This is a genomic window from Pseudomonas sp. RtIB026 (assembly GCF_016861355.2).
GTDB lineage: Bacteria > Pseudomonadota > Gammaproteobacteria > Pseudomonadales > Pseudomonadaceae > Aquipseudomonas > Aquipseudomonas peradeniyensis.
Map to the genome: position 1 here is coordinate 1,846,624 of NZ_AP023348.2, position 22,672 is coordinate 1,869,295.

General features: G+C 66.1%; 22 protein-coding genes. 11 read left to right on the forward strand and 11 right to left on the reverse strand.

The window, feature by feature from the left end:
• Nucleotides 1-2: 2 nt before the first annotated feature.
• From PRtIB026_RS08350 to PRtIB026_RS08375, 6 genes are all read right to left on the reverse strand, one after another.
• Nucleotides 3-1,067 (reverse strand): imelysin family protein, encoded by a 1,065-nt coding sequence (locus tag PRtIB026_RS08350; protein WP_203647884.1) that lies wholly within the window; start codon nucleotides 1,065-1,067, stop codon nucleotides 3-5.
• 19 nt (nucleotides 1,068-1,086) lie between these two features.
• Nucleotides 1,087-2,508 (reverse strand): di-heme oxidoredictase family protein, encoded by a 1,422-nt coding sequence (locus tag PRtIB026_RS08355; RefSeq protein WP_203647883.1) that lies wholly within the window; start codon nucleotides 2,506-2,508, stop codon nucleotides 1,087-1,089.
• Between the two features lie 298 nt (nucleotides 2,509-2,806).
• A complete protein-coding gene (locus PRtIB026_RS08360) occupies nucleotides 2,807-4,144 on the reverse strand; it encodes an imelysin family protein (RefSeq protein ID WP_203647882.1) in 1,338 nt (445 codons plus the stop codon).
• Between the two features lie 158 nt (nucleotides 4,145-4,302).
• Entirely contained in the window at nucleotides 4,303-6,354 is a 2,052-nt protein-coding gene (locus PRtIB026_RS08365) for a putative bifunctional diguanylate cyclase/phosphodiesterase (RefSeq protein WP_050703880.1), read from the reverse strand.
• 321 nt (nucleotides 6,355-6,675) lie between these two features.
• Nucleotides 6,676-7,272, reverse strand: a complete 597-nt coding sequence (locus PRtIB026_RS08370) for a superoxide dismutase (RefSeq protein WP_203647881.1) — start codon at nucleotides 7,270-7,272, stop codon at nucleotides 6,676-6,678.
• A gap of 354 nt (nucleotides 7,273-7,626) precedes the next feature.
• On the reverse strand, nucleotides 7,627-8,226 hold the full coding sequence (locus PRtIB026_RS08375; RefSeq protein WP_186713154.1) for a LysE/ArgO family amino acid transporter: 600 nt from the start codon (nucleotides 8,224-8,226) through the stop codon (nucleotides 7,627-7,629).
• Nucleotides 8,227-8,351: 125 nt separating this feature from the next.
• Here PRtIB026_RS08375 and PRtIB026_RS08380 point away from each other — a divergent pair, with 125 nt between their 5' ends.
• The 3 genes from PRtIB026_RS08380 (at nucleotide 8,352) to PRtIB026_RS08390 (ending at nucleotide 11,199) form a co-directional block, all read left to right on the forward strand.
• The gene (locus tag PRtIB026_RS08380) at nucleotides 8,352-9,242 is read left to right on the forward strand and encodes a LysR family transcriptional regulator ArgP (RefSeq protein ID WP_186713153.1); all 891 of its coding nucleotides are present in this window, start codon (nucleotides 8,352-8,354) and stop codon (nucleotides 9,240-9,242) included.
• Nucleotides 9,243-9,291: 49 nt separating this feature from the next.
• The gene (locus tag PRtIB026_RS08385; protein WP_203647880.1) at nucleotides 9,292-10,287 is read left to right on the forward strand and encodes an NAD-dependent epimerase/dehydratase family protein; all 996 of its coding nucleotides are present in this window, start codon (nucleotides 9,292-9,294) and stop codon (nucleotides 10,285-10,287) included.
• A gap of 87 nt (nucleotides 10,288-10,374) precedes the next feature.
• Nucleotides 10,375-11,199 (forward strand): ATPase, encoded by an 825-nt coding sequence (locus PRtIB026_RS08390; RefSeq protein WP_203647879.1) that lies wholly within the window; start codon nucleotides 10,375-10,377, stop codon nucleotides 11,197-11,199.
• A 65-nt stretch (nucleotides 11,200-11,264) separates the two neighbouring features.
• On the opposite strand, the gene PRtIB026_RS08395 is transcribed toward PRtIB026_RS08390, so the two are convergent.
• The gene (locus PRtIB026_RS08395; RefSeq protein WP_203647878.1) at nucleotides 11,265-12,314 is read right to left on the reverse strand and encodes an alkene reductase; all 1,050 of its coding nucleotides are present in this window, start codon (nucleotides 12,312-12,314) and stop codon (nucleotides 11,265-11,267) included.
• 24 nt (nucleotides 12,315-12,338) lie between these two features.
• Nucleotides 12,339-12,641 (reverse strand): ArsR/SmtB family transcription factor, encoded by a 303-nt coding sequence (locus PRtIB026_RS08400; protein WP_203647877.1) that lies wholly within the window; start codon nucleotides 12,639-12,641, stop codon nucleotides 12,339-12,341.
• 151 nt (nucleotides 12,642-12,792) lie between these two features.
• On the opposite strand from PRtIB026_RS08400, the gene PRtIB026_RS08405 reads away from it, so the two are divergent.
• Nucleotides 12,793-13,377 (forward strand): ACP phosphodiesterase, encoded by a 585-nt coding sequence (locus PRtIB026_RS08405; protein ID WP_203647876.1) that lies wholly within the window; start codon nucleotides 12,793-12,795, stop codon nucleotides 13,375-13,377.
• A 132-nt stretch (nucleotides 13,378-13,509) separates the two neighbouring features.
• Here the strand turns inward: PRtIB026_RS08405 and PRtIB026_RS08410 are convergent, their stop codons facing one another.
• Both PRtIB026_RS08410 and olsB read right to left on the reverse strand, forming a co-directional pair.
• A complete protein-coding gene (locus PRtIB026_RS08410) occupies nucleotides 13,510-14,292 on the reverse strand; it encodes a lysophospholipid acyltransferase family protein (RefSeq protein ID WP_203647875.1) in 783 nt (260 codons plus the stop codon).
• A complete protein-coding gene (gene olsB, locus PRtIB026_RS08415) occupies nucleotides 14,292-15,047 on the reverse strand; it encodes an L-ornithine N(alpha)-acyltransferase (protein ID WP_028689712.1) in 756 nt (251 codons plus the stop codon). The genes PRtIB026_RS08410 and olsB overlap by 1 nt, the downstream gene beginning before the upstream one ends.
• A 133-nt stretch (nucleotides 15,048-15,180) precedes the next feature.
• Between olsB and PRtIB026_RS08420 the strand changes: the two genes are divergently transcribed.
• The 7 genes from PRtIB026_RS08420 to PRtIB026_RS08450 all read left to right on the forward strand — a co-directional run bounded on the left by PRtIB026_RS08420 (nucleotide 15,181) and on the right by PRtIB026_RS08450 (nucleotide 20,835).
• Nucleotides 15,181-16,068, forward strand: coding sequence for an acyl-CoA dehydrogenase (locus PRtIB026_RS08420; protein WP_203647874.1), 888 nt, complete (start codon nucleotides 15,181-15,183; stop codon nucleotides 16,066-16,068).
• Between the two features lie 118 nt (nucleotides 16,069-16,186).
• Nucleotides 16,187-17,263: a serine hydrolase domain-containing protein gene (locus PRtIB026_RS08425; RefSeq protein WP_203647873.1), complete on the forward strand. Its 1,077-nt coding sequence runs from the start codon at nucleotides 16,187-16,189 to the stop codon at nucleotides 17,261-17,263.
• Nucleotides 17,260-17,556 (forward strand): amidase, encoded by a 297-nt coding sequence (locus PRtIB026_RS08430; RefSeq protein ID WP_203647872.1) that lies wholly within the window; start codon nucleotides 17,260-17,262, stop codon nucleotides 17,554-17,556. The genes PRtIB026_RS08425 and PRtIB026_RS08430 overlap by 4 nt, the downstream gene beginning before the upstream one ends.
• Before the next feature lie 44 nt (nucleotides 17,557-17,600).
• Complete coding sequence (locus PRtIB026_RS08435; RefSeq protein ID WP_050703892.1) at nucleotides 17,601-18,182, forward strand: YceI family protein; 582 nt, start codon at nucleotides 17,601-17,603, stop codon at nucleotides 18,180-18,182.
• A 1-nt stretch (nucleotide 18,183) separates the two neighbouring features.
• The gene (locus PRtIB026_RS08440) at nucleotides 18,184-19,341 is read left to right on the forward strand and encodes a phospholipase D-like domain-containing protein (RefSeq protein ID WP_203647871.1); all 1,158 of its coding nucleotides are present in this window, start codon (nucleotides 18,184-18,186) and stop codon (nucleotides 19,339-19,341) included.
• Nucleotides 19,342-19,415: 74 nt separating this feature from the next.
• Nucleotides 19,416-19,994, forward strand: coding sequence for a DJ-1/PfpI family protein (locus PRtIB026_RS08445; RefSeq protein ID WP_203647870.1), 579 nt, complete (start codon nucleotides 19,416-19,418; stop codon nucleotides 19,992-19,994).
• A 250-nt stretch (nucleotides 19,995-20,244) separates the two neighbouring features.
• Nucleotides 20,245-20,835: a GNAT family acetyltransferase gene (locus PRtIB026_RS08450; protein WP_203647869.1), complete on the forward strand. Its 591-nt coding sequence runs from the start codon at nucleotides 20,245-20,247 to the stop codon at nucleotides 20,833-20,835.
• A 115-nt stretch (nucleotides 20,836-20,950) separates the two neighbouring features.
• Here the strand turns inward: PRtIB026_RS08450 and PRtIB026_RS08455 are convergent, their stop codons facing one another.
• Complete coding sequence (locus PRtIB026_RS08455; RefSeq protein ID WP_203647868.1) at nucleotides 20,951-22,474, reverse strand: fumarate hydratase; 1,524 nt, start codon at nucleotides 22,472-22,474, stop codon at nucleotides 20,951-20,953.
• Between the last annotated feature and the right edge of the window lie 198 nt (nucleotides 22,475-22,672).

Genomic DNA, 22,672 nt, shown 5'->3' on the forward strand with positions numbered 1-22,672 from the left:
GATCAGTCACCGTCGTTGGCATTGAAGCCCAGCTGGATGTTCAACGCCTTGGCCAGCTCGCCCTCGTGCAGGCGGTGGACGACGTTGAGCGCGTCGTAGATCTGGTTGAGGGTCTGCTTGCCGGCGTCGTCGGCAAGCAGCTCGCCCAGGGTCTTCTGGTTGTCGGCCAGCAGTTTGATCGCCGCAGCGTAGGCGTCGTCGATCTTTTGCGCCAGTGCCGTCTGGTCCTTGCCCAGCAGGCCGCGCAGGCCCTGGTTGTCGACCCCGACCCAGACCGTCTGGGCGGCTTTGAGCGAGGCTTCCAGGCTCTTGATCGAAGAGTGGCTGCGCCAGGCTTCGGCCTGCAGCGGCTGCGCGATGCCCTTGCTCTGCCGGCCCATCGGTGCGCCGAGCTTCTTCTTCAGGGTATCCAGGGCGGTGACCTGGGCACGCAGCAGGTCGGCGATCGCCTCGTGGGAATCGGCGTAGCGCTGGTTGGGGAACTTGGTCATCTGCGACAGCATGCCGTCGGTGCTGTTCCAGCCCTTGAGGATTTCCTCGGCGAGGGCCTTCTGGTGTTCGCCGATGGCCACCAGCAGTGGGCAGTAGCGAGCTTTCTGCTCGGCGCTGGCGATGTCCGGCTTGCTGTCGAACAGGATGTATTCGTAGGCCGACAGGCCACGCACCACGACGCTGGCCTTGCCCAGCGACTCGGTGGTGACAGGCTGCTCGCCGCTGACCAGTTGCTCGACCTGGCGACCGACCAGGTTCTTCTTGTCCGGCCAGAACTGCACCTGCCAGGGGCGGTTGCCCTCGGCCAGCGGGCCGACCAGCAATGGCTGCAGCTCGGCCCAGGCCTTCTGCGCGTTGAGGAAGTCGGCGCGGGCGGTCTCCAGGGACTGTTTGCCTTCGCAGTAGGCCAGGGCGCTGGCGGCCAGCTGCCGGTCGGCCTCGACCCAGCGGCTGTAGGTCGGCAGGATCACCTGTTTGGCGATGGCCGCGGAGGTCACCGCCTGCGGGTCTTGCGGCGAACAGGCGCCGAGGGCGAGTGCGGCGAGGCTGGTGAACAACAGTTTGGGTCGGAACATGCCCGGCTCCTTGTGCGGTTTAAAGGGAATTCAGGAACGCCAGCAGCGCGGCGCGCTGCTCGGCATTGAAGGTCAGTACGTGATCGCGCGCCGCCTGGGCCTCGCCACCGTGCCAGAGCACGGCTTCGAGCAGATTGCGGGCGCGGCCGTCGTGGAGGAACTGGCTGTGGCCGCTGACGGTTTCGCTCAGGCCGATGCCCCACAATGGCGGGGTGCGCCAGTCCTGGCCGTTGGCGGCGAACTCGGTGCGCTCGTCGCTAAGGCCCGGGCCCATGTCGTGCAGTAGCAGGTCGCTGTAGGGGCGGATCACCTGGCCGGCCAGTTCCGGCTCGGCCGCATCGGCGGCAGTGGTGAACTGTGGCGTGTGGCAGCCCTGGCAGCCGGCCTGGTAGAACAGGTTCTTGCCCGCCAGCACCTGCGGCGCATCGACGTTGCGCCGGGCCGGCACGGCGAGGTTGCGGGTGTAGAAGGTGACCAGGCGCAGGATGTTGTCGCTGACTTCCTTCTCGCCGCCCTGGCCGTCGCCGTTGGGCGCGGCCAGGCAATCGACCTGCGCCGCCGTGCAGTCGTCCTTTGGCAGCAGGGTGGTGGTCAGGCCCATGTCGCCGGCGAAGGCGTGCACGTTCTGCTGGTTGACGTTGGGCTGCCCGGCCTTCCAGCCGAAGCGGCCGACCACGGTCTTGCCCTGGGCGTCGTCCCACACCCGGTTGGCGCGGCCGCGGATACCGTCGCGGTTGAGGTCATCCGGGTCCTCGTTGGCCAGCAGGTCGGCTTCGGGGATGGCTTCGAGCAGGCCCAGGCCGATCATCGGCGGGGCGACCCGGGCCGAGAAGCGGGTGTCCGGGTGCAGCGGGCCGTAGCCGAGCTGGGTGATCTGCAGGGTCGGGCGGCGCAGTTCGACCTGGTGGCCGTCCTTGAAGGTGACGCTGTGGTTGTCGTAGCCCACCCGCACCTTGCCTTCCGGGGCCACGCCGGGGATGGCCATGTCCTGCAGCTGGGTGCCGTAGACCGGCTCGGGGACCACGCCCAGGCGCTCGATCTCGCGGGCGTAATAGGGCTGGTCGGGGATCGACAGGCGCACCAGCATCGACACCGCGTTGCTGTCGTCCGGCTCCGGCGGATGGCCGCGACCGTCACGCACATGGCAGTTCTGGCAGGCGTTGGTGTTGAACAACGGGCCGAGGCCATCGCGGGCGGTGGTGGTGGACGGTGCAATCACCCAGGGGTTGCGAAAGAAGCTGTTGCCCACGGCGAAATCCAGGCGCCGCTCGGGTGTGAGGTTGGCCGAGGGCAGCGAATAGGCGTTGCGGTCGCTGCGTTGCACCGTGGCCTTGCCGCCGGAGAGGGCTTCGCCGGGCTCGGCCTGGGTGAAACGCGGAGCGTCGTCACAGGCGGCGAGGGCGAAGGCCAGCAGCAGGGGGCTTAGGCGGAGCAAGGACATCGAGGATCCTGGGCATGGGCGAAAAACCGGCGTGCAAGCTTATCAGGCCAGGGATGTTTGAATAAGAGCAATTTGCAATTGCTGAATGAAATCGATGTCAGTTGGCCTATCGGTAGGAGCGGCCTTGTGCCGCGAAAGGGCCGCGAAGCGGCCCCGGGATTTCGGAGCTGATGCAGAAACTGCCGGGGCTGCGTTGCAGCCCTTTCGCGGCACAAGGCCGCTCCTACAAGGGGGCGGTGGTGTTGCTGGAAAACAAAAAGGCGGCCCGAAGGCCACCTCTGCTGAACCATGACGCTGATCAGAACTCGTGATCGGCGGTATCCGGGTTCAGGTTGTCGATGCCCAGCTTGCCCGCGGCCTGCTCGATCGCGCCGGTCTGCTTGACCAGCGAGGCGATGGCGTCACGCACGATCTGGTTGCCGGCGGCGTTGTCGGCGGCGATCAGCTGGTCGTAGTGCTCGCCCTTGAGGGCGTGGTCGACGATCACCTGGATCTTGGCCTCGGTGGCTTCCAGGTCGGCCTTGAGGGTGGCGTCGGTGGCCGGGTCGGCCTTGGCCACCAGCGACGACAGGCTCGGGCCGCTCAGCTTGGTACCGTCGACACGGGTGTACTCGCCCAGGTAGACGTTGCGGATGCCCTTGGCGTCGTAGAAGTGCGAGTAGTGGGTGTTGTCGCTGAAGCAGTCGTGCTCGTCTTCCGGCGAGTTGGCTTCCAGCGAGACCTTCATGCGCTCGCCGGCCAGCTCGCCTAGCGACAGGCTGCCCATGCCGAACAGCATCTTGCGCAGGCCGTCGTTGGCCGGCTCGCCCTCGAGGGTGGCGCGGTAGTTGTCGGCGACGTTCGGCGCCCAGTTGCCGACCATCTCCTCGAGGTCCTTGACCAGCAGGTCGGTAACCGCTTTCAGGTAGGCGCGGCGACGGTCGTTGTGGCCGCCCGTGGCACCTTTGCCTTCCAGGTAGTCGGAAGCCGGACGGTTGCCCGCGCCTGGGCCTGTGCCATTGAGGTCCTGGCCCCAGAGCAGGAACTCGATGGCATGGTAGCCGGTGGCGACGTTGGCCTCCGAGCCGCCCAGCTCGTTGAGGGTGGCGAGCTTCTCGGGGGTGATGTCCTTGACGTCGATCTTGTCTTCGCCGACCTGGATCTCGGTGTTGGCGATGATGTTGGCGTTGGCCGCCGGGTTGCCCAGGGCGTGCTCGTAGCTCTTGTCGACGTAGTCGATCAGGCCTTCGTCCAGGGGCCAGGCGTTCACCTGGCCTTCCCAGTCGTCGATGATGGTGTTGCCGAAGCGGAACACTTCGCTTTGCAGGTACGGCACGCGCGAGGCGACCCAGGCATCACGGGCGGCCTTCAGGGTCTGGTCGTTGGGCTTGGCCAGGAACGCGTCGACGGCGGTCTGCAATTGCTTGGCGGTGCTCAGCGAGTCGCTGTACACGGCATGGACCATGTCGGCGTAGTGCTTGACCACGGCCTTGGCGGCCGCTTCATCGACAGCCCCCGGCGCTGCGGCGGCGGTGCTGGCGGCGGCAGGTGCCTGGGCTTGCGGTGCGGCGGCCTTGTCGTCCTTGCCTTCGCCGCAACCGGCGAGGGCGATGGCGATGGCCAGCAGACTGGCGGAGGCCAGAGGCATTCGAATCATTGTGGTTTCCTGCGTCGTGTGGTTGGACCAAGGGTGGACCGTGCGCCGTGGCACGCGAAACCGCCACATCATGCGAAAGATTTGCATTTGCTGTAAAGGGGCGGGCGCGCATTTCATGCAAACGCCCGTTCGCGGTGCACCGCCAAGGCCGGCGGGGCTTACAGGGCGGAAACCTGGTTGCGTTGCGCCTGTTTGAGGAAACTGGTCAGTTCGCGCGCGGACAACGGCTTGCTGTAGTGGTAGCCCTGACCCTCGTGGCAGCCCTGGGCGATGATGTAGCTCTCCTGCTCGGCGGTCTCGACGCCTTCGGCGATCACCTGCATGCCCAGGCTCTTGCCCAGCTGGATGATGGCGCGAACGATGGTGGCGTCGTCGTCATCGTCGAGCAGGTCCTGGACGAAGCTCTTGTCGATCTTGATCTTGTCCAGCGGCAGCGATTTCAGGTAGCTGAGCGAGGAATAGCCGGTGCCGAAGTCATCGATGGCGATCAAGGCGCCGGAGCGGCGCAGGCTCAGCAGGTGCTGGGCGGCGGTGCTGATGTCTTCCATCAGGCCGGTCTCGGTGACTTCCAGCTCCAGGCTGCGGGGTGGCAGGCGGTAGGCCTGCAGCAGGTTGTTGACCACCCGCGGCAGTTCGTTGTGGTGCAGTTGCACGGTGGACAGGTTGACCGCCATGCGCAGTTCGCTGAAGCCCTGGTCGTGCCATTCGCGCAGTTGCCGGCAGGCTTGGTCGAGCACCCATTCGCCGATGCTGATGATGCTGCCGTTCTGCTCGGCCAGGGGGATGAACTGGTCGGGCGGGACCATGCCCAGCTCCGGGTGCTGCCAGCGTAGCAGCGCCTCGACGCCGACCACGCGGTGGTCGCGGTAGCTGATCTGCGGCTGGTACACCAGGTACAGCTGGTTGCGCGGCAGGGCTTCGCGCAGGTCCTTTTCCAGCTCGCGACGGCGGCGCATCTCGCTGTCGACACTGGCGATGTAGAACTGGTAGCGGTTACGTGAGCGGGCCTTGGCCAGGGTCATGGTCTGCTCGGCTTTCTGCAGCAGCTTCTCGGTGCTGTCGCCGTCCTCGGGGAACAGGGTAATGCCGATGGTGGCGCGCAGGCGGATCTGCTGGTGGTCGAGGTCGAAGGGCGCCTCGAGGTCGTCGAGGATGCTCTGGGCCAGTTCGGCGGCTTCATAGGGCTGCTCGATGTTGGCCTGGACCAGGGCGAACTGGTCGCCCCCCAGCCGGGCCAGGGCGCCAAGGCGGCCGCTGTGGGCGCGCAGGCGGTCGGCCAGGGCCAGCAGCAGCTGGTCGCCGACCTGGTAGCTGAACTGCTCGTTGATGCCCTTGAAGTCGTCCAGGCCCACGCACAGCACGGCGACGCGGCGTTGCAGGCGGCCACCGTCGTCCAGGATCTTGTCCAGTTGCTGTTGCAACTGCTGGCGGTTGGGCAGGCCGGTGAGGAAGTCGTACTGGGCCATGCGCTGCAGGCTGTTCTCGGCCTCGTGGCGCAGGTGGGTGTTGCGTTCGATGGAGGCCAGCAGCTGGTTGGCGGTGTTGACCCAGAGGCCCAGCTCGTTGCGCTCGTGACCCTTGAGCTGCGGGATCTGGTGCTGGCTGGGGCGGTCGGGGTTTATCTGGGTCAGGTGGTCGATGATCTTCGACAGTGGCTTGGTCAGCAGCCAGTGGTACACCAGGTACAGCACCAGGCCCATGGCCAGTGCCCTGAGCACGCCGGAGATGAAGATGATCACGGCGTTGATCAGGAAGTCCTCGCCGTAGGAGGAGGTGTCGAGGGTGATGCTCAGGTCGCCGTAATACTCGCTGTACGGGCCGCGGCCGACCAGCTGCGTGGTGTAGGTGCGCTCCTGGCCGAGGATCAGGTCGGTCAGCCAGCGCATGGACATGTCCTGCAGCGGCCGGGATTTTTCCGCCAGCATGGTTTCGTTCGGGTGGCCGATGGAGGCCATGCGCACCGATTCGTCCTGGAACAGGCCTTCCATCACCTGCATGCCCATTTCCCGGTCGAGGCTGTACACCGCCTGGGTCGATGGGTCGCGGAACATGTCGAGGATGCGCTGGGCATCGTTGTTCACGGACTGGCGGGTCTTGTAGGCGTCATAGACGATCTGCGCACAGCTGAGTACGACGCCGACAGCCAGCGCCGAGAGCAGTACGACCCTCAGCAGCTTGACCGATAAGCTGTTTCGAAATTCCAGCTTCAATGGGGTTTCCTTAATCCATGCGCATGCCATTATTTTGCCATCAACCATGGCGGGAGACTATCGACCCGATACCCCGGCAGGCAACCCGTCCGTCGACGGAATTGCCCTTGGCTCTGTATCGGTCGAGCGGTCATGCGACTTGAGTGCGCTGCGTCAACTTTCCAGATGGTTGATGTTAGCGCGCTATGCGGGCTGAGCAAGAGCGCGGAGATGGGTTGCAAACAATTCTGTCAGGTATGCCGTTACCGAATGCGGCGACATCCCGCCAGGCAATAAAAAACCCGGCACTCAGGCCGGGTCTTTTGAATTCAAGGCGAATGATCAGGCCTTGAAGGTCTTGCCTTCGAACTGCTCGGCAACGAAGGTCCAGTTGACCAGGTTCCAGAACGCCTCGACGTACTTCGGACGCAGGTTGCGGTAGTCGATGTAGTAGGCGTGTTCCCAGACGTCGCAGGTCAGCAGCGGGGTGTCGCCGCTGGTCAGCGGGCAGCCGGCGCCGATGGTGCTGGCCAGGGCCAGGGAGCCGTCGGCCTTCTTCACCAGCCAGCCCCAGCCGGAGCCGAAGGTGCCGACCGAAGTCTTGGTGAACTCTTCCTTGAACTTGTCGAACGAACCGAAGGCGGCGTTGATGGCCTCGGCCAGGGCGCCGGTCGGCTGGCCGCCGCCGTTTGGCGACAGGCAGTTCCAGTAGAAGGTGTGGTTCCAGACTTGGGCTGCGTTGTTGAAGATGCCGCCCGAAGAGCTCTTGACGATCTCTTCCAGGGTCTTGCCTTCGAATTCGGTGCCTGGGACCAGGTTGTTCAGGTTCACGACATAGGTGTTGTGGTGCTTGTCGTGGTGAAACTCCAGGGTTTCCTTGGAGATGTGCGGCTGCAGGGCATCGTGGGCGTACGGCAGCGGCGGCAATTCAAAAGCCATGGTGGATCTCCTGATTCAGGTCTGTTTGCGGTTTGCGCCAGGCCTCACGGGTGGCCTGATGAGCGTCGGCGAGTTTGTACCCTTTGCGACGCAAGGGCAGGATCATAGCACCGGCCCGGGCGCTTAACCACGCAACATCTGTGGGGAATAGAGGTTCCAGAGCGGTTGGCCGGGCCCGACAGGCGGCCCCTTCCAGGCGATGTGCAATCCCTGTAGGAGCGGCCTTGCGCCGCGAAAGGGCCGCAAGGCGGCCCCGGCGATCTTTGCATGCACGCTGAAATCCTGGGGCCGCTACGCAGCCCTTTCCGGCCGGTCCGACGTCTCGGCAAGGCCGCTCCTACACAGGGGCGCGGTTCAGTTGAAAATGAGCTGCGCCGCCACCGCGAACATCATCACCGCCACCATCAGGTCGAGCATGCGCCAGGTCGCCGGGCGTGCCAGCCACGGCGCCAGCCAGGCGGCGCCGATCGCCAGGGTCGAGAACCACACCAGCGAGGCACTGGCGGCGCCGGCCACGTAGGCGCCGGGCACGGTCTGCTGTGCGCCGAGGGAGCCGATCAGCAGCACGGTGTCCAGGTACACATGGGGGTTGAGCAGGGTCACCGCCAGCGCGCTCAGCAGCACCGCGCGGCGCGAGCGCACACCCTGGCCTTGCTGGTGCTGCAGGCTTTGCTTGGAAAACGCGCTGCGCAGGGCCTTGGCGCCGTACCAGATGAGGAACACCGCGCCACCCCAGCGCGCCACGGCCAGCAGCGTGGGGTTGTGCGCCAGCACCGTGGCCAGGCCGAACACGCCGGCGGCGACCAGCAGCGCGTCGCAGACCACGCACAGCGCCGCCACCGGCAGGTGATGCTCGCGGCGCAGGCTCTGCGCCAGGACGAAGGCGTTCTGCGCGCCGATGGCCATGATCAGGCCGAAGGCCACCAGCATGCCGTTGAGATAGCTTTGCCACATAGCGGGAACACTCCACGGGCACCGATGCAAGCATCGGCACGGATCAACAAGAAAGATGTGGCTATTGTCAGGGCTGCAGCTGTATAAGAAAAACAAATAGAGCTGATCAGTCATTAGAGAAATCGATGTTCGACTACAAGCTGCTCGCCGCCCTCGCCGCGGTGATCGAACAAGGCGGTTTCGAACGCGCCGCCCAGGTGCTGGGGTTGTCGCAATCGGCCATCTCGCAACGCATCAAGCTGCTCGAAGCGCGGGTCGGCCAGCCGGTGCTGGTGCGCGCCACGCCACCGAGCCCGACCGAGGTCGGCCGGCAGTTGCTCAACCATGTGCAGCAGGTGCGCCTGCTCGAGCGCGACCTGCAGCGCCAGGTGCCGGCGCTGGACGAGGAAGGCATGCCCGAGCGCCTGCGCATCGCCCTCAACGCCGACAGCCTGGCGACCTGGTGGGCCGGTGCGGTGGGGGCCTTCTGCGCGCAGCAGCAGGTCTTGCTTGACCTGGTGGTCGAGGACCAGGAGGTCGGCCTCAAGCGCATGCGTGCCGGCGAGGTTGCGGCCTGCCTGTGCGGCAGCGAACGTCCCGTGGCTGGGGCGCGCAGCCTGCCGCTGGGGTCGATGCGCTATCGAGCGCTGGCCAGTCCCGCGTTCATGGCGCGCTACTTCCCCCAGGGTTTCGCGGTCGAGCGGTTGGCCCGTGCCCCGGCAATCGTGTTCGGGCCGGACGATTTTCTCCAGCATCGCTACCTGGCGTCGCTAGGCGTGCAGGAAGGTTTCCTGCATCACCTATGTCCCTCGTCCGAAGGTTTCCTGCGCATGACCGAGGCCGGCCTGGGCTGGGGGCTGGTGCCGGAGCGGCAGGTTGCCGAGCAGCTGGCCCGTGGTGAGCTGGTGGAAATCTGCGCCGATACTCCCATCGATGTACCGCTGTACTGGCATCATTGGCGCAACGGCGGGCAGTTGCTCGCCCAGCTGACCGACCACCTGCGCCATTCGGCGCGGCAGTGGCTGGTGCCCTTGTAGGCACATCGGGCGTCAGTTGCATCCGAAATCTGGCAAGGCGGAGTCTTACATGCGAATTCTGGTCACCGGCGCGAGCGGCTTCATTGGCGGGCGCTTTGCGCGTTTCGCCCTGGAGCAGGGCCTGGAGGTGCGGGTCAATGGTCGGCGGGCAGAGGGCGTGGAGCACCTGGTCAAGCGCGGGGCGCAGTTCATCCCGGGCGACCTGGGCGACGCCGAATTGGCCCGGCGCCTGTGCCAGGGTGTGGATGCGGTGGTGCATTGCGCTGGCGCCGTGGGCACCTGGGGCCGCTACCAGGACTTCCACCAGGGCAACGTGGTGTTGACCGAGAACGTGGTCGAGGGCTGCATCAAGGAGCATGTGCGGCGCCTGGTGCACCTGTCGTCGCCGTCGATCTACTTCACCGGCCGGTCACGCCTGGATATCCGCGAGGACCAGGTACCGCGCCGCTTCCATGACCATTACGCACTGACCAAGCACCTGGCCGAGCAGAAAGTGTTCGGCGCCCAGGAGTTCGGCCTGGAAGTGCTGGCGCTGCGACCGCGTTTCGTCACCGGGGCCGGCGACGCAAGCATCTTCCCGCGGCTGATGCGCATGCAGGCCAAGGGGCGCGTGGCGATCATCGGCAATGGCCTGAACAAGGTCGATTTCACCAGTGTGCACAACCTCAACGAAGCGCTGCTCAGTGCGTTGTTCGCCGAGGAGCAGGCACTTGGCCAGGCCTACAACATCAGCAACGGCCAGCCCTTGCCGCTGTGGGACGTGGTCAACTACGTGATGCGCCGCATGCAGCTGCCGCAGGTCACCCGCTACCGCTCCCCCGGCCTGGCCTATGGCCTGGCGGCGCTCAACGAGGCCGCCTGCCTGCTTTGGCCCGGGCGTCCGCAGCCGACCCTCAGCCGCACGGCGGTGCAGGTGATGAGCAGCGATTTCACCCTCGATATCGGCCGCGCCCGGCAGTACCTGGACTACCGACCCCAGGCCGATGTGTGGTCCGCGCTGGATGAATTCTGTGCCTGGTGGCAGGCGCAGGCGGGACAACGCTGAACCTGTGGGCGGGATGATGGTCATCAGTGCGCCGCCCAGGCGGTTTATACTCATGTCTCTTTGCTACCACCGCGGTTGAATGCACCCATGCGTAACGACGCCCACGACGATTTTGACGATGTGCCCACCTTGCGTGCCGGCACCCCCGACGACGATGAACTGCTGCCCGCCCATGTGGCCCGCAGCCGCCAGAAGGCGGCGCGCCCACGCAGCAATGGCCCGCTGTGGGCCTTGCTCGGTGCCTCGTTCATCGCCCTGGGCGGGCTTGGCTGGTGGAGCTTCCAGCAGATCACCCTGATGGAGCAGCAACTGGTGGCGACCCAGGAGAGCTTTGCCCGCATCAGCGAAGAAGCGGCCGGGCGCCTGCAGGCGATCAGTGGCAAGGTCGATGCCAGCGAGTCCAGCAACAGCACCGGCAGCGAGGCGTTGAAGCTGCAGATTCGCCAGTTGCAGGCCTCGCTGGCGGAGCAGGGCAAGCAGCAGCAGGGCGTCGCCGGGCAGGCCGGGGACTTGGGCAAGCGTCTGGAGCAGGTGCTGGCCGACACCCGCGAGCAGCAGAAGGCGGTGACCGAGTTGCAGGGCCAGTTGCAGGCGCAGCTCAAGGCGGTCAACGCGGAGCTTGCGGCGCTCAAGTCGGGCCAGGTGGATGGCGGCAAGCTGGATGGTCAGCTCAAGAGCCTGAGCAATGAAGTGGCGGCGCTGAAGAAACAGGGCAACCCGAGCGCGGCCATCGAGAGCCTGGAGCAGGATGTGCTGGTGCTCAAGAGCCAGGTGGACAACCGCCCGGCCACATCGGCCGGCGGTGCCTCGGTACAGGAGTTCGATGCCTTCCGCGGGCAGGTGACGCGCAATATCAGCACCCTGCAGAGCCAGATCCAGAACCTGCAGCAGCAGATCAACGCCCGGCCCTGAGTCCTTGGACTATCGCTGGGCAAGCCCGCTGCCACGACGACGAACCTGCCCTACGTTCGCTTCACTCACATCCGTGGATAGTCGATGTAGCCCACGGCCCCCTTGGCGTAGAAGGTTTCCGGACGCGGCGCATTGAGCGGCGCGTCGGCGGCCAGGCGCGCGGGCAGGTCGGGGTTGGCGATGAACGGGATGCCGAAGGCCACCGCATCGGCCTTGCCGCTGGCCAGGGCAGCGTTGGCGCTGGCCTTGTCGAAGCGCTCGTTGACGATATACGGGCCAGCGAACGCCGCCTTGATCAGTGGGCCGATGCTGTCGTCGCCTTCCTTCTCCCGCGAGCAGATGAAGGCGATGCCACGCTTGCCCAGCTCCCGTGCCACGTAGGTGAAGGTCTCGGCACGGTCGGCGTCGCCCATGTCGTGGGCATCGGCCCGTGGCGCCAGGTGCACGCCCACGCGGCCCGGGCCCCATACCTCGATGGCGGCGTCGGTAACTTCCAGCAGCAACCGCGCGCGGTTCTCCAGCGAGCCGCCATAGCGGTCGGTGCGCTGGTTGGTGCTGCTCTGCAGGAACTGGTCGAGCAGGTAGCCATTGGCGCCGTGGATCTCCACGCCGTCGAAGCCGGCGGCCTTGGCGTTCTCGGCGCCGCTGCGATAGGCCTCGACGATGTCGGCGATCTCTTCGGTTTCCAGGGCTCGTGGGGTCGGATAGTCGCTCAATGGGCGCACCAGGCTGACATGGCCCTTGGGCTGGATCGCGCTGGGGGCCACCGGCAGCTCGCCGTTCAGGTACGACGGGTGGGAGATGCGCCCGACATGCCACAGTTGCAAGAAGATCCGCCCACCGGCGCCGTGGATGGCCTTGGTCACGTTGTGCCAGCCACGCACCTGCTGGTCGTTCCAGATTCCCGGGGTATCCGGATAGCCGACGCCCATCGGCGTGACCGAGGTCGCTTCGCTGAGAATCAGGCCGGCGCTGGCGCGCTGTACGTAGTACTCGGCCATCAGCGCGTTGGGCACGCGGCCTTCGTCGGCGCGGCAGCGGGTCAGCGGGGCCATGATGATGCGGTTGGGCAGTTCCAGGTCGCCCAGCGTGATCGGGTCGAACAGCGTAGTCATATGCGAAGCCTCGCGTGGATCAGGTCAGAGCTCTTGGCTCATTTGCTCGAGGAACGCCTTGATGGTCGCCTCGTTGCGTTTGAAGAAATGCCACTGGCCGATCTTCTGGCTGCTGATCAGACCGGCGCGCTGCAGGGTGGACAGGTGGGCGGAGACGGTCGACTGCGACAGGCCGCAGCGTTGGTCGATCTGCCCGGCACACACACCGTGCTCGGTGCTGTGGTGCTGGTCGGGAAACTGCGCGGCCGGATCTTTCAGCCAGTTGAGGATGTCTCGCCGGACCGGGTGGGCCAGGGCTTTTATGATTTCGTCGAGATCGAGGGGCATGGTTGGCTCGTGGTGTGTAGCGGTATATCGCGATGGAGCGAAATATAAATCGCTGCATCGCGATATACAAATATGAAAGGGTTCTGAGGCAAGCGTCATTGGCTATATCGGTTCATGACGATATGGGGGTGGGCGGTGCTAGACTGGCGCCATGAACTACCTCGCGCACCTTCACCTGGGCGGCCCGGCGCCGCAACAACTGCTCGGCAGCCTGTATGGCGACTTCGTCAAGGGCACGCTGGAGGGACGTTTTCCGCCGGCGCTGGAGGCTTCGATCCGGCTGCACCGGCACATCGACAGCTACACCGACAGCCACCCGCTGGTGCTGGCGGCGCTGGCGCGTTTCCCGCGCGAGCGGCGGCGCTTCGCCGGGATCGTGCTGGATGTGTTCTTCGATCATTGCCTGGCCAGGCACTGGGGGGAGTACGCGGAGCAGCCGCTGGTACAGTTCACCGGTAACTTCTACAAGGTGCTGCTGGCTGAACCGCAGCTGCCGGGCCGGCTGGCACGGATCGCGCCGTTCATGGCGGCGGATGACTGGCTGGGGGCCTATGGCGACTTCGCCACCCTGGAGCAGGTGTTTGGCGGCATTGCCCGGCGCTTGTCACGGCCCGAGGGGATGGACGGGGTGATGGGGGAGCTGGAGCGTCTGTATGAGCCTTTGTTGGCGGATTTTCGTGAGTTCTATCCGCAACTGCAGGCGTTTGCGGTAGCGCGAAGAGTGGCAGGCAGTTGATGCTCTCCTGCCTGTGCTGGCCTCTTCGCGGGTAAACAGCTCCCACAGGTACAGTGCACTAGTTGAAGCTGGCGTTGCCCTTGTGGGAGCGGGTTTACCCGCGAAGAGGCCGGCACAGCTGACGTCAACTGTTCAGGCCGCCTTGGCCAGGCGGCGCGGCTCGACTTCCACGATGCCGAACAATGCCTGGCGCACCGCCTGCTGCGCCTGGAACGCCAGCGCCGCGCGTTCCTGGCCTTCGCTGCCAATCGGAGGCAACAGGTGGATCACCACCTCGCCCCGGTCGTGGCCAAAGATCCGCATCAGATGGGACACCAGGTCGTCCTCGCCAATGAACGGCGCGATCGAATCGGCTTGACCCGCGCGCAGATACTGGATCGCCACCGGCTGCAGCGGCGTGCCCTGATCGATGGCCCCGGCGAGTAGACGTCCATGGAAGGTACGCAGGGTGCGACCGTCGGTGGTGGTGCCTTCCGGGAAGATCAGCAGGGGGCGTTGCTCGCCCAGCTGTTCGCTGATCTGCTGGCGCAGGCGTTGGGCATCGCCACCGCCACGGCGGATGAACAACGTACCGGCTTTTTCGGCCAACCAGCCGGCCACCGGCCAGTGGCGGACCTCGGCCTTGGACAGGAACGACAGCGGTGTGAGCATGCCGAGCAGCGGGATATCGGTCCACGATACATGATTGCAGACCCAGAGCATTGGCCGTTGTGGCAGTTCACCCCTGACCTTTACGTCGAAGGGCAGGGCGGCAACCAGGCGGCCCATGAACAGGCGTGTCCAGCGCTGGCGGTGTTCGATCGAGGCCTTCAGGCCCAGGCGTTCGCCCAGGGCGATGATGCTGGCCATTGCCAGCCCCAGGGCCAGCACCAGGAACAGCCGCAATAGGCGGGCAGCGGCCCGCAGGCGCAGCATCAGACCGCCGCCTTGAAGTGACGGGCGTAGCGCGGGCAGAGGTCGTCGCGCTTGAGCAGGATGAACACGTCGGCGACCTGGAAGTCCTCGTCCCAGCAAGGCTCGCCGCAGATCTTCGCGCCCAGGCGCATGTAGGCCTTGAGCAGCGGCGGCATCTCGGCGATGACGTTGTTCGGCAACGGCAGGCTGGGCAACGGGTTCTTCGGTTCGGCGCGTAGGTGTTCGGTGCACAGGTAGCGTTCACGCAGGCGCTGCATGATCGCGTGGGCTTGTACGCCGCCGTCCTGCATGGGGATGCTGGCGCAGCCCATCAGGTAGCTGTAGCGGCCTTCGTTGAGCACTTCGGCCAGCTCGCTCCAGAGCACGGCGATGGTGCCGCCGTTGCGGTAGGCCGGGTCGACGCAGGTGCGGCCCAGTTCGAGGATCGGGCCCTGAAGCTGCAACAGCCCGTGCAGGCTGAATTCTTCTTCGCTGTAGAAGCGGCCCAGGCTGCTGGCGGCCTGGTGGTCGAGCAGGCGGGTGGTGGCGACCAGTTGGCCGGTGGCCAGGTCGCGCACGCCGATGTGGCGGCAGTGGATGTCGTAGTCGTCCATGTCCAGGCCGTGTTCGGCGCCCTTGAGCTTGGCCTTGAATTCGGCGCTGAACACCTTGAAGCGCAGGGCCTGTGCTTCCTGCAGGGCCGCGGCGCCGACCAGGCGTTCGGCTTGCAGACGGCGTTCAGTGCTGTTGTCGCCAGAGCGAGCGATCCGAGTCATTGCGAGTCTCCATAAGCCAGCCAAAGGGTTGCGGCCGGTCGGCTTTGTTGTGCAAAGTCAGCCTAGGTACGCCCGGTGTCACCCCTGTGAATCTTTGGTGATGCTTGCGTGACACCCCTACAAGGAGCTTGCGATGGCCTGGTTGCAACGACTCAACGACCCCTTGCGCCACCCACTGGCGGCGACCTTGGGCGAAACCTATGCGGCGGTGCTTGAACGCCTGGGCGCCGTCGCGCCGTTCGAGCTGGCGGTGCTGGGCGGGCGGGCCATGGCCACGCCGGGCCTGGCCTTCCTGCTCGGTTACCAGGCGGCGCTGCGCGTGCTCTGGCCCAGCGCCCCCGCCAGCCTGGGGGCGTTGTGCGCCACCGAGCGGCGCAGCGTGCGCCCGGCGGACATGCACACCCGCCTCGATGGTTTGCGCCTGACCGGCAGCAAGGACTTCGTCACCGCCGGGCTGGACGCTGAATGGTTGTTGGTGGCGGCGCGCCATGAAGGGCCGGGCGAGGCGCCGCGGTTGCAACTGGCGGTGGTCTATCCGGGGGAGCCGGGTGTCAGCCTCGAGGCCTTGCCGACCCTGCCGTTGATGCCCGAAGTCGGCCATGGCCGGCTGCAGCTCAAGGAGGCGGCGTGCGAGTTGCTTGCCGGCGATGGCTGGGACGCCTACGTCAAACCGTTCCGTTCCCTTGAAGACCTTTATGTGCTCGCCGCGCTGGTGGCCTGGCTGCATGGCGTCGCCCAGGAATGCGCCTGGCCGCAGGACCTGCGGCTGCGGTTGATCGCGCTGCTGGCCGGTTGTGCCGAGGGCAGCCGGCAATGCCCGGACAGCGTGGCCTGCCACTTGCTGCTGGGTGGCCTGTTTGCCCAGTTCCAGGGCTTGCGGAGCGAGATCGACCAGGCGTTGGCCGCAGGGCCCGAGCACTGGGCGCAATTGTGGCTGCGCGACCAGGGCCTGCTGGCGCTGGCTGGCGCGGCCCGTGACAAGCGCCTGGCCAAGGCCTGGAGTGCCGCCGGATTGTCATGAAAGCCTGAGAAATTGGGGGCACCTTTGAACCTGGGCCGCCGTGCGCCCGATCGCGGGACCTGTGGGAGCGGGCTTGCCCCGCGATGGGCGCACAGCAGCCCTCTGCAGGTTGCTCCCCATGAAGGCACTATTGCTTGCCCTGGCCATGACCGCAGGCCCGGCCTTGGCCGAAGACTGGCCCACAGCGCAGTGGCCAGTCGATAACGCTGTCATCGACTGGCAAGCCGTCGACTCCTACGCCTTCGCGCCACGCGCTGCCGAACGCGGCGGCATTCGTACCGACGCACTGTTGATCATTCGCGATGGTCGTATTCTCCATGAGCGCTACGTTGAGCCAACCCGTGCCGACACACCGCACCTGACCTGGTCAGTCAGCAAGAGCGTGCTGGCCACGGTCATGGGCGTGGCCTACGGTGAGGGGCGCTTCAAACTCGACGAACCGGCCGTGCGCTACTACCCGGCCCTGCAGCAGCATCCCGGGCTGCGCCTGGCCCACCTGTTGCACTGGGCCAGTGGCCTGGCCTGGCAAGAGGACTACGAATATGCACCCTTGAAGTCGTCGGTGGTGGCCATGCTCTATACCCGTGGCCGCACCGACATGGCGGCCTACACGGCGGCAATGCCCGCCGCCAGTGCGCCCGGCACGCATTTCGCCTATTCCAGCGGCGACAGCAACCTGCTCGCCGCCAGCCTGCGCGGCATGCTCGACCCCGCGGGCTATGCCGACTACCCCTGGCAGGCCCTGTTCACCCCGCTGGGGATCGACAGCGCGGTCTGGGAGCGGGATGGCGCGGGTACCTATGTCGGTTCTTCCTATCTCTATCTCGATGCCCGCGACCTGGCGCGCATCGGCCTGCTGATGCAGCGCGACGGACGCTGGCGCGAGGGCCAGTTGCTACCAGCTGATTGGGTGGCGTTCAACCGCACCCTGTTCAGCGCCGCCCAGCCGGTGCCGGGCGAAGCCAACCCCGGCGGTCATTGGTGGCTCAACCAGCCGCTGCCCGGGCAGTCGGCGCCGTGGCCGGATGCGCCAGCGGACACCTTCGCCGCGCTCGGCCATTGGGGCCAGGCGCTCTATGTGCTGCCCTCGCGCAAGCTGGTGATCGTGCGCTACGCCGATGACCGCGACGCCAGCTTCAGCCACAACGAACTGCTCAAGCGGGTGCTGGCCGCCGTGGCCGGGGAGGGCGCATGAAGCGGGTCGTGCTCGTGCTGTTGCTGGCCGGGTTGGCCTGGGCCTGGCATGAGCGCCGGGCGCTGGCGGACTTCCCGGGCATTCTCTCGGCCTATTCGGCGAAGGAGTATTGTTCGTGCCGCTTCGTCATGGGCTTCGCTGAAACCTACTGCCGAGGCTATGTACAGCAGTACCTGCCCTTGAGCCTGCTGGAGGAGGACGGCGCCCGGCGCCTGGTCACCGCCGAAGGACTGGGGCGGCGCAACCAGGCCGCCTGGCAGGGCATGCGCGAGGGCTGCCGCTTGCTGCCGTGAGACCGTGCGGGTAAGGTTGACGGCCTTGATTTACAGGATTTCACATGTTCAAGCCGTCCCGCCTGCTGCCCGCCCTCCTGCTCGCCCTGTGCCTGCCCGCTCACGCCAACTGGCACCTGGACGGCGAGTCCTCGCGCCTGTCCTTCGTCACCGGCAAGAACGGCAATATCGCCGAGGTCAACCGATTCCTGGTGCTGCACGGCAAGGTCGACCGCAAGGGCGCGGCCGAAGTGAGCATCGAGATGGACTCGATCAGCAGCGGTATCCCGCTGCGCGACGAGCGCATGCGCGACAACCTGTTCGCCTTCGAGCAGTTCCCCGAGGCCACGGTACAGGCGCAGATCGACCTGCGTCCGATCAACGACCTGGCCAATGGCGCGCAGCTGGAGCTGCGCCTGCCGGTCAGCGTCACCCTGCATGGCCAGACCCGCAGCTACAACACCCTGCTGCTGGCCACGCGCCTGGACGAGCGACGATTCCAGGTGGTGACCCTCGAGCCGCTGATCCTGCGCGCCTCTGACTTCGGCTTGCTGCCGGGTCTGGAAAACCTGCGCAAGCTGGCCGGGCTCAAGTCGATCAATCCCTCGGTGCCGGTGAGCGCGGTGCTGATCTTCACTGCCCGCTGACATGCCGGGGCCGGTCTTCCCCTGGCGGGATGGCAACCAGTTCGAACTGCTGATCGACGGCCCCGAGTTCTTTCCGCGCATGCTGCTGGCGATCGTGCGCGCCGAGTTCCAGGTCGACCTGGAGCTGTACCTGGTCGAGGGCGGCGCCTGCGCCGAAGCGGTGGTCGAGGCCCTGGAGCAGGCGGCGCGACGCGGCGTACGGGTGCGCTGCCTGTTCGACGACTACGGCTCGCTGGCCTTCCCCACGGCCCTGCGCGAGCGTCTGCTGGCGGCGGGCGTCTACCTGCGCTGGTACAACCGCCTGCGCTGGCGCCGGGGTTTGCGCAACCTCTATCGTGATCATCGCAAGCTGCTGCTGGTGGATGAGCGGCTGGCGGTGGTCGGCGGCACCGGGGTCACCGATGAATTCTGGACGCCGGGCGAGGAGGCCAGCGAATGGCATGAGGTGATGGTGCGCATGCAGGGGCCGATCGTCACTGACTGGCAGCTGTTGTTCGATCGACAGTGGCACGCCAACCAGCGCCGCACCGCCTGGCGTCCGCCCGAGGGCTTCGGCCTGCCGCGCCTGCCCCAGGTCCCGGCTCAGGGCCAGGGCATGGGTCGGGTGGCCTACGCCGACGCCCGCCAGCACAAGGACATCCTGCATGCGCTGGTGCGCGCCCTGAACAGCGGCCAGCGCCGTATCTGGCTGGCCACGCCTTACTTTCTACCGACCTTCAGCGTGCGCCGCTCCCTGCGCCGCGCTGCGCAGAAGGGCCTCGATGTGCGACTGCTGTTGACCGGCCCGCGCACCGATCATCCGGCGGTGCGCTATGCCGGGCACCGCTACTATCCGCGACTGCTGCGCGCCGGGGTGCGGATCTTCGAGTACCAGCCGTGCTTCCTGCACCTGAAGATGGTGCTGGTGGATGACTGGGTCAGCGTGGGGTCGTGCAATTTCGATCACTGGAACCTGCGCTTCAACCTCGAAGCCAACGTCGAGGCCCTCGACCCGCCGCTGACTGCCGCGGTGGCCGCCAGCTTCGAGCGCGACTTCGCCCAGAGCCTGGAAGTCGATCTGGCGCGCTGGCATGCGCGGCCGTTGTGGCGGCGGGTGCAGCAGCGCCTGTGGGGCTGGCTCGACCGGGTGGTGGCCAACCTGTTGGATCGCCGAAACTAGCGTCGTATATCGCCTTCTGGCAAAGCGGACTATCGTGCAGGGACTGTTCCCAGACAACCGAAGGAGTGGATGCGATGACGGCGAAGAAGATTCTCATGCTGGTGGGCGATTACGTCGAGGACTACGAGGTCATGGTGCCATTCCAGGCCCTGGCCATGGTCGGCCATACCGTCCATGCCGTGTGCCCGGAGAAGATTGCCGGGCAGACGGTGCGCACGGCGATCCACGATTTCGAGGGCGAGCAGACCTACAGCGAGAAGCCGGGACACAATTTCGCCCTGAACTACGACTTCGTCCAGGTGCGCGCCGAAAGCTACGACGCGTTGCTGATTCCCGGTGGCCGCGCCCCAGAGTACCTGCGCCTGAACGACAAGGTGCTGGAGCTGGTCAAGGCCTTCGACCAGGCTGGTAAGCCGATCGCGGCGGTGTGCCATGGGGCCCAGTTGCTGGCGGCGGCAGGTGTGCTCGAAGGGCGTGAGTGCAGCGCGTATCCCGCCTGTGCACCCGAGGTACGGCTGGCGGGTGGGCGGTTCATCGATATCGCGGTGGACCAGGCCCACGTGGATGGCAACTTGGTTACCGCGCCGGCCTGGCCTGCGCATCCGGCGTGGCTGGCGGCGTTCTTGAAAGTGCTGGGCACCCGTATCTCCTGACTGACACGCTGAACTGTAGGAGCGGCCTCGTGCCGCGAAAGGGCCGCAAAGCGGCCCCAGGATTTCAGCGTGCATGCAAAGATCGCCGGGGCCGCTTTGCGGCCCATTCGCGGCACGAGGCCGCTCCTACAGGGATCGAGCACTTGTAGCGGTCATGGAGAAATACCTGTCGCGCAGGGGAAAGGCCGCAGGGCAGGGTGGGTGCTAGGGTGGACCTCAGTCATAGCCATCGACAGGACGACCGCCCCGCATGGAAATCCGCTTGCTCCATGGCGCCGCCATCGCGCCTTACATCGATGATCTCGCGCACCTGCGTCTGACGCTGTTTCGCGAGTTTCCCTATCTCCTGGACAGCTCCCTGAGCCACCAGGCCGATTACCTGGCCAGCTACGCCGAGTCCGGCCGCAGCCTGGTGGTGCTGGCGCTGGACGGCGACCAGGTGGTGGGCGCCGCCACCGGCCTGCCGCTGGTGGATGTCGATCCCGAGTTGCAGCAACCGTTCCTCGCCCAGGGGCGCGACCCGGCCTCGGTCTACTACTTCGGCGAGTCGGTGCTTTTGCCGGCGTACCGTGGACAGGGACTTGGCGTGCGCTTTTTCATCGAGCGCGAGTCCTATGCGCACAAACTGGCCGAGTTCGACTGCTGCGCGTTCTGTGCGGTGGAGCGCCCCTCCGGACACCCACGGCGTCCGGCGGACTACAAGCCATTGCAGGGCTTCTGGCGCAACCGCGGCTTTCTGCATGAGCCGTCGCTGCGTACCGCCTACCGTTGGCGGGACCTCGACGAGCAGGCGCAGTCGGCGAAGATCATGTCGTTCTGGCTCAAGGCGCTGCCTGCTTGACAATCGAGGGCTGTGAAACGACAACGGCCCCATCGAGGGACAAGCCCGGCCCCCACACGTCAGCGTGGGAGCGGGCTTGCCCCGCGATGGGGCCGCCGCTGTTACAGCAGGAGGCTTACTTTACTTCAACCGCCAGGCTCTCGGCGATCTTGCCCTGCCACAGCGCGGGACCGGTGATGTGCACCGACTCGCCCTTGCTGTCCACCGCGACGGTGACCGGCATGTCCTTCACTTCGAACTCGTAGATCGCTTCCATGCCCAGCTCGGCGAAGGCCAGGACCTTCGACTTGCGGATGGCCTGGGCTACCAGGTAGGCGGCGCCGCCGACGGCCATCAGGTACACGGCCTTGTTGTCCTTGATCGCCTCGATGGCGGTCGGGCCGCGCTCGGACTTGCCGATCATGCCCAGCAGACCGGTCTGCTCGAGGATCTGGCGGGTGAACTTGTCCATGCGGGTTGCGGTGGTCGGACCGGCCGGGCCCACCACTTCGTCACCGACCGGGTCGACCGGGCCGACGTAGTAGATGAAGCGGCCCTTGAGGTCGACCGGCAGCTCTTCGCCGCGGTTGAGCATCTCGACCATGCGCTTGTGCGCGGCGTCGCGACCGGTGAGCATCTTGCCGTTGAGCAGGATGGTCTCGCCCGGCTTCCAGCTGGCGACTTCTTCCGGGGTGATGTCGTCGAGGTTGACGCGACGGGCGCTCGGGCCGGCTTCCCAGACGATTTCCGGGTAGGCGTCCAGCGACGGCGCTTCCAGCTCGGCCGGGCCGGAACCGTCGAGCACGAAGTGGGCGTGACGGGTGGCGGCGCAGTTGGGGATCATGCACACCGGCAGCGACGCGGCGTGGGTCGGATAGTCCATGATCTTGACGTCGAGCACGGTGGTCAGGCCGCCCAGGCCCTGGGCGCCGATGCCCAGCTGGTTGACCTTGTCGAACAGCTCCAGGCGGATTTCCTCGAGGCGGTTCTGCGGGCCACGGGCCTTCAGCTCATGGATGTCGATGGATTCCATCAACACTTCCTTGGCCATGACCGCGGCTTTTTCGGCGGTGCCGCCGATGCCGATGCCGAGCATGCCAGGCGGGCACCAGCCGGCGCCCATGGTCGGGACGGTCTTCAGCACCCAGTCGACGATCGAGTCGGACGGGTTGAGCATGGCCATCTTCGACTTGTTCTCCGAGCCGCCGCCCTTGGCTGCGACATCGACCTCGACCTTGTCGCCAGGGACGATCGAGTAGTGGATCACGGCCGGGGTGTTGTCCTTGGTGTTCTTGCGGGCACCGGCCGGGTCGGCCAGGATCGAGGCGCGCAGGACGTTCTCGGGCAGGTTGTAGGCGCGGCGCACACCTTCGTTGATCATGTCGTCGACGCTCAGGGTGGCGCCGTCCCAGCGTACGTCCATGCCGACGCGGATGAATACGGTGACGATACCGGTGTCCTGGCAGATCGGGCGGTGGCCGGTGGCGCACATGCGCGAGTTGATCAGGATCTGGGCGATCGAGTCACGCGCGGCTGGCGACTCTTCACGCAGGTAGGCTTCGTGCATCGCCTGGATGAAGTCGACGGGGTGGTAGTACGAGATGAATTGCAGGGCGTCGGCGACGCTCTGAATCAGGTCGTCTTGCTTGATCACGGTCATGCAGCGCGCTCCTCTTAAAGACGGGAACATTCGAAAAGGCATTCCGACAATGCACACCTGTATGTCAGGAACGCCTGGCAAGGCGCCGGCTGGTCGGGCCGGCACAAAAAGGCGCGGCAGTATACCGTGCCGCGCCTTCGGAAACACCTGCACGTGGTCTGGACCAAGGTCGGCAGGGAAAGGGCATCCTTTTTGCTG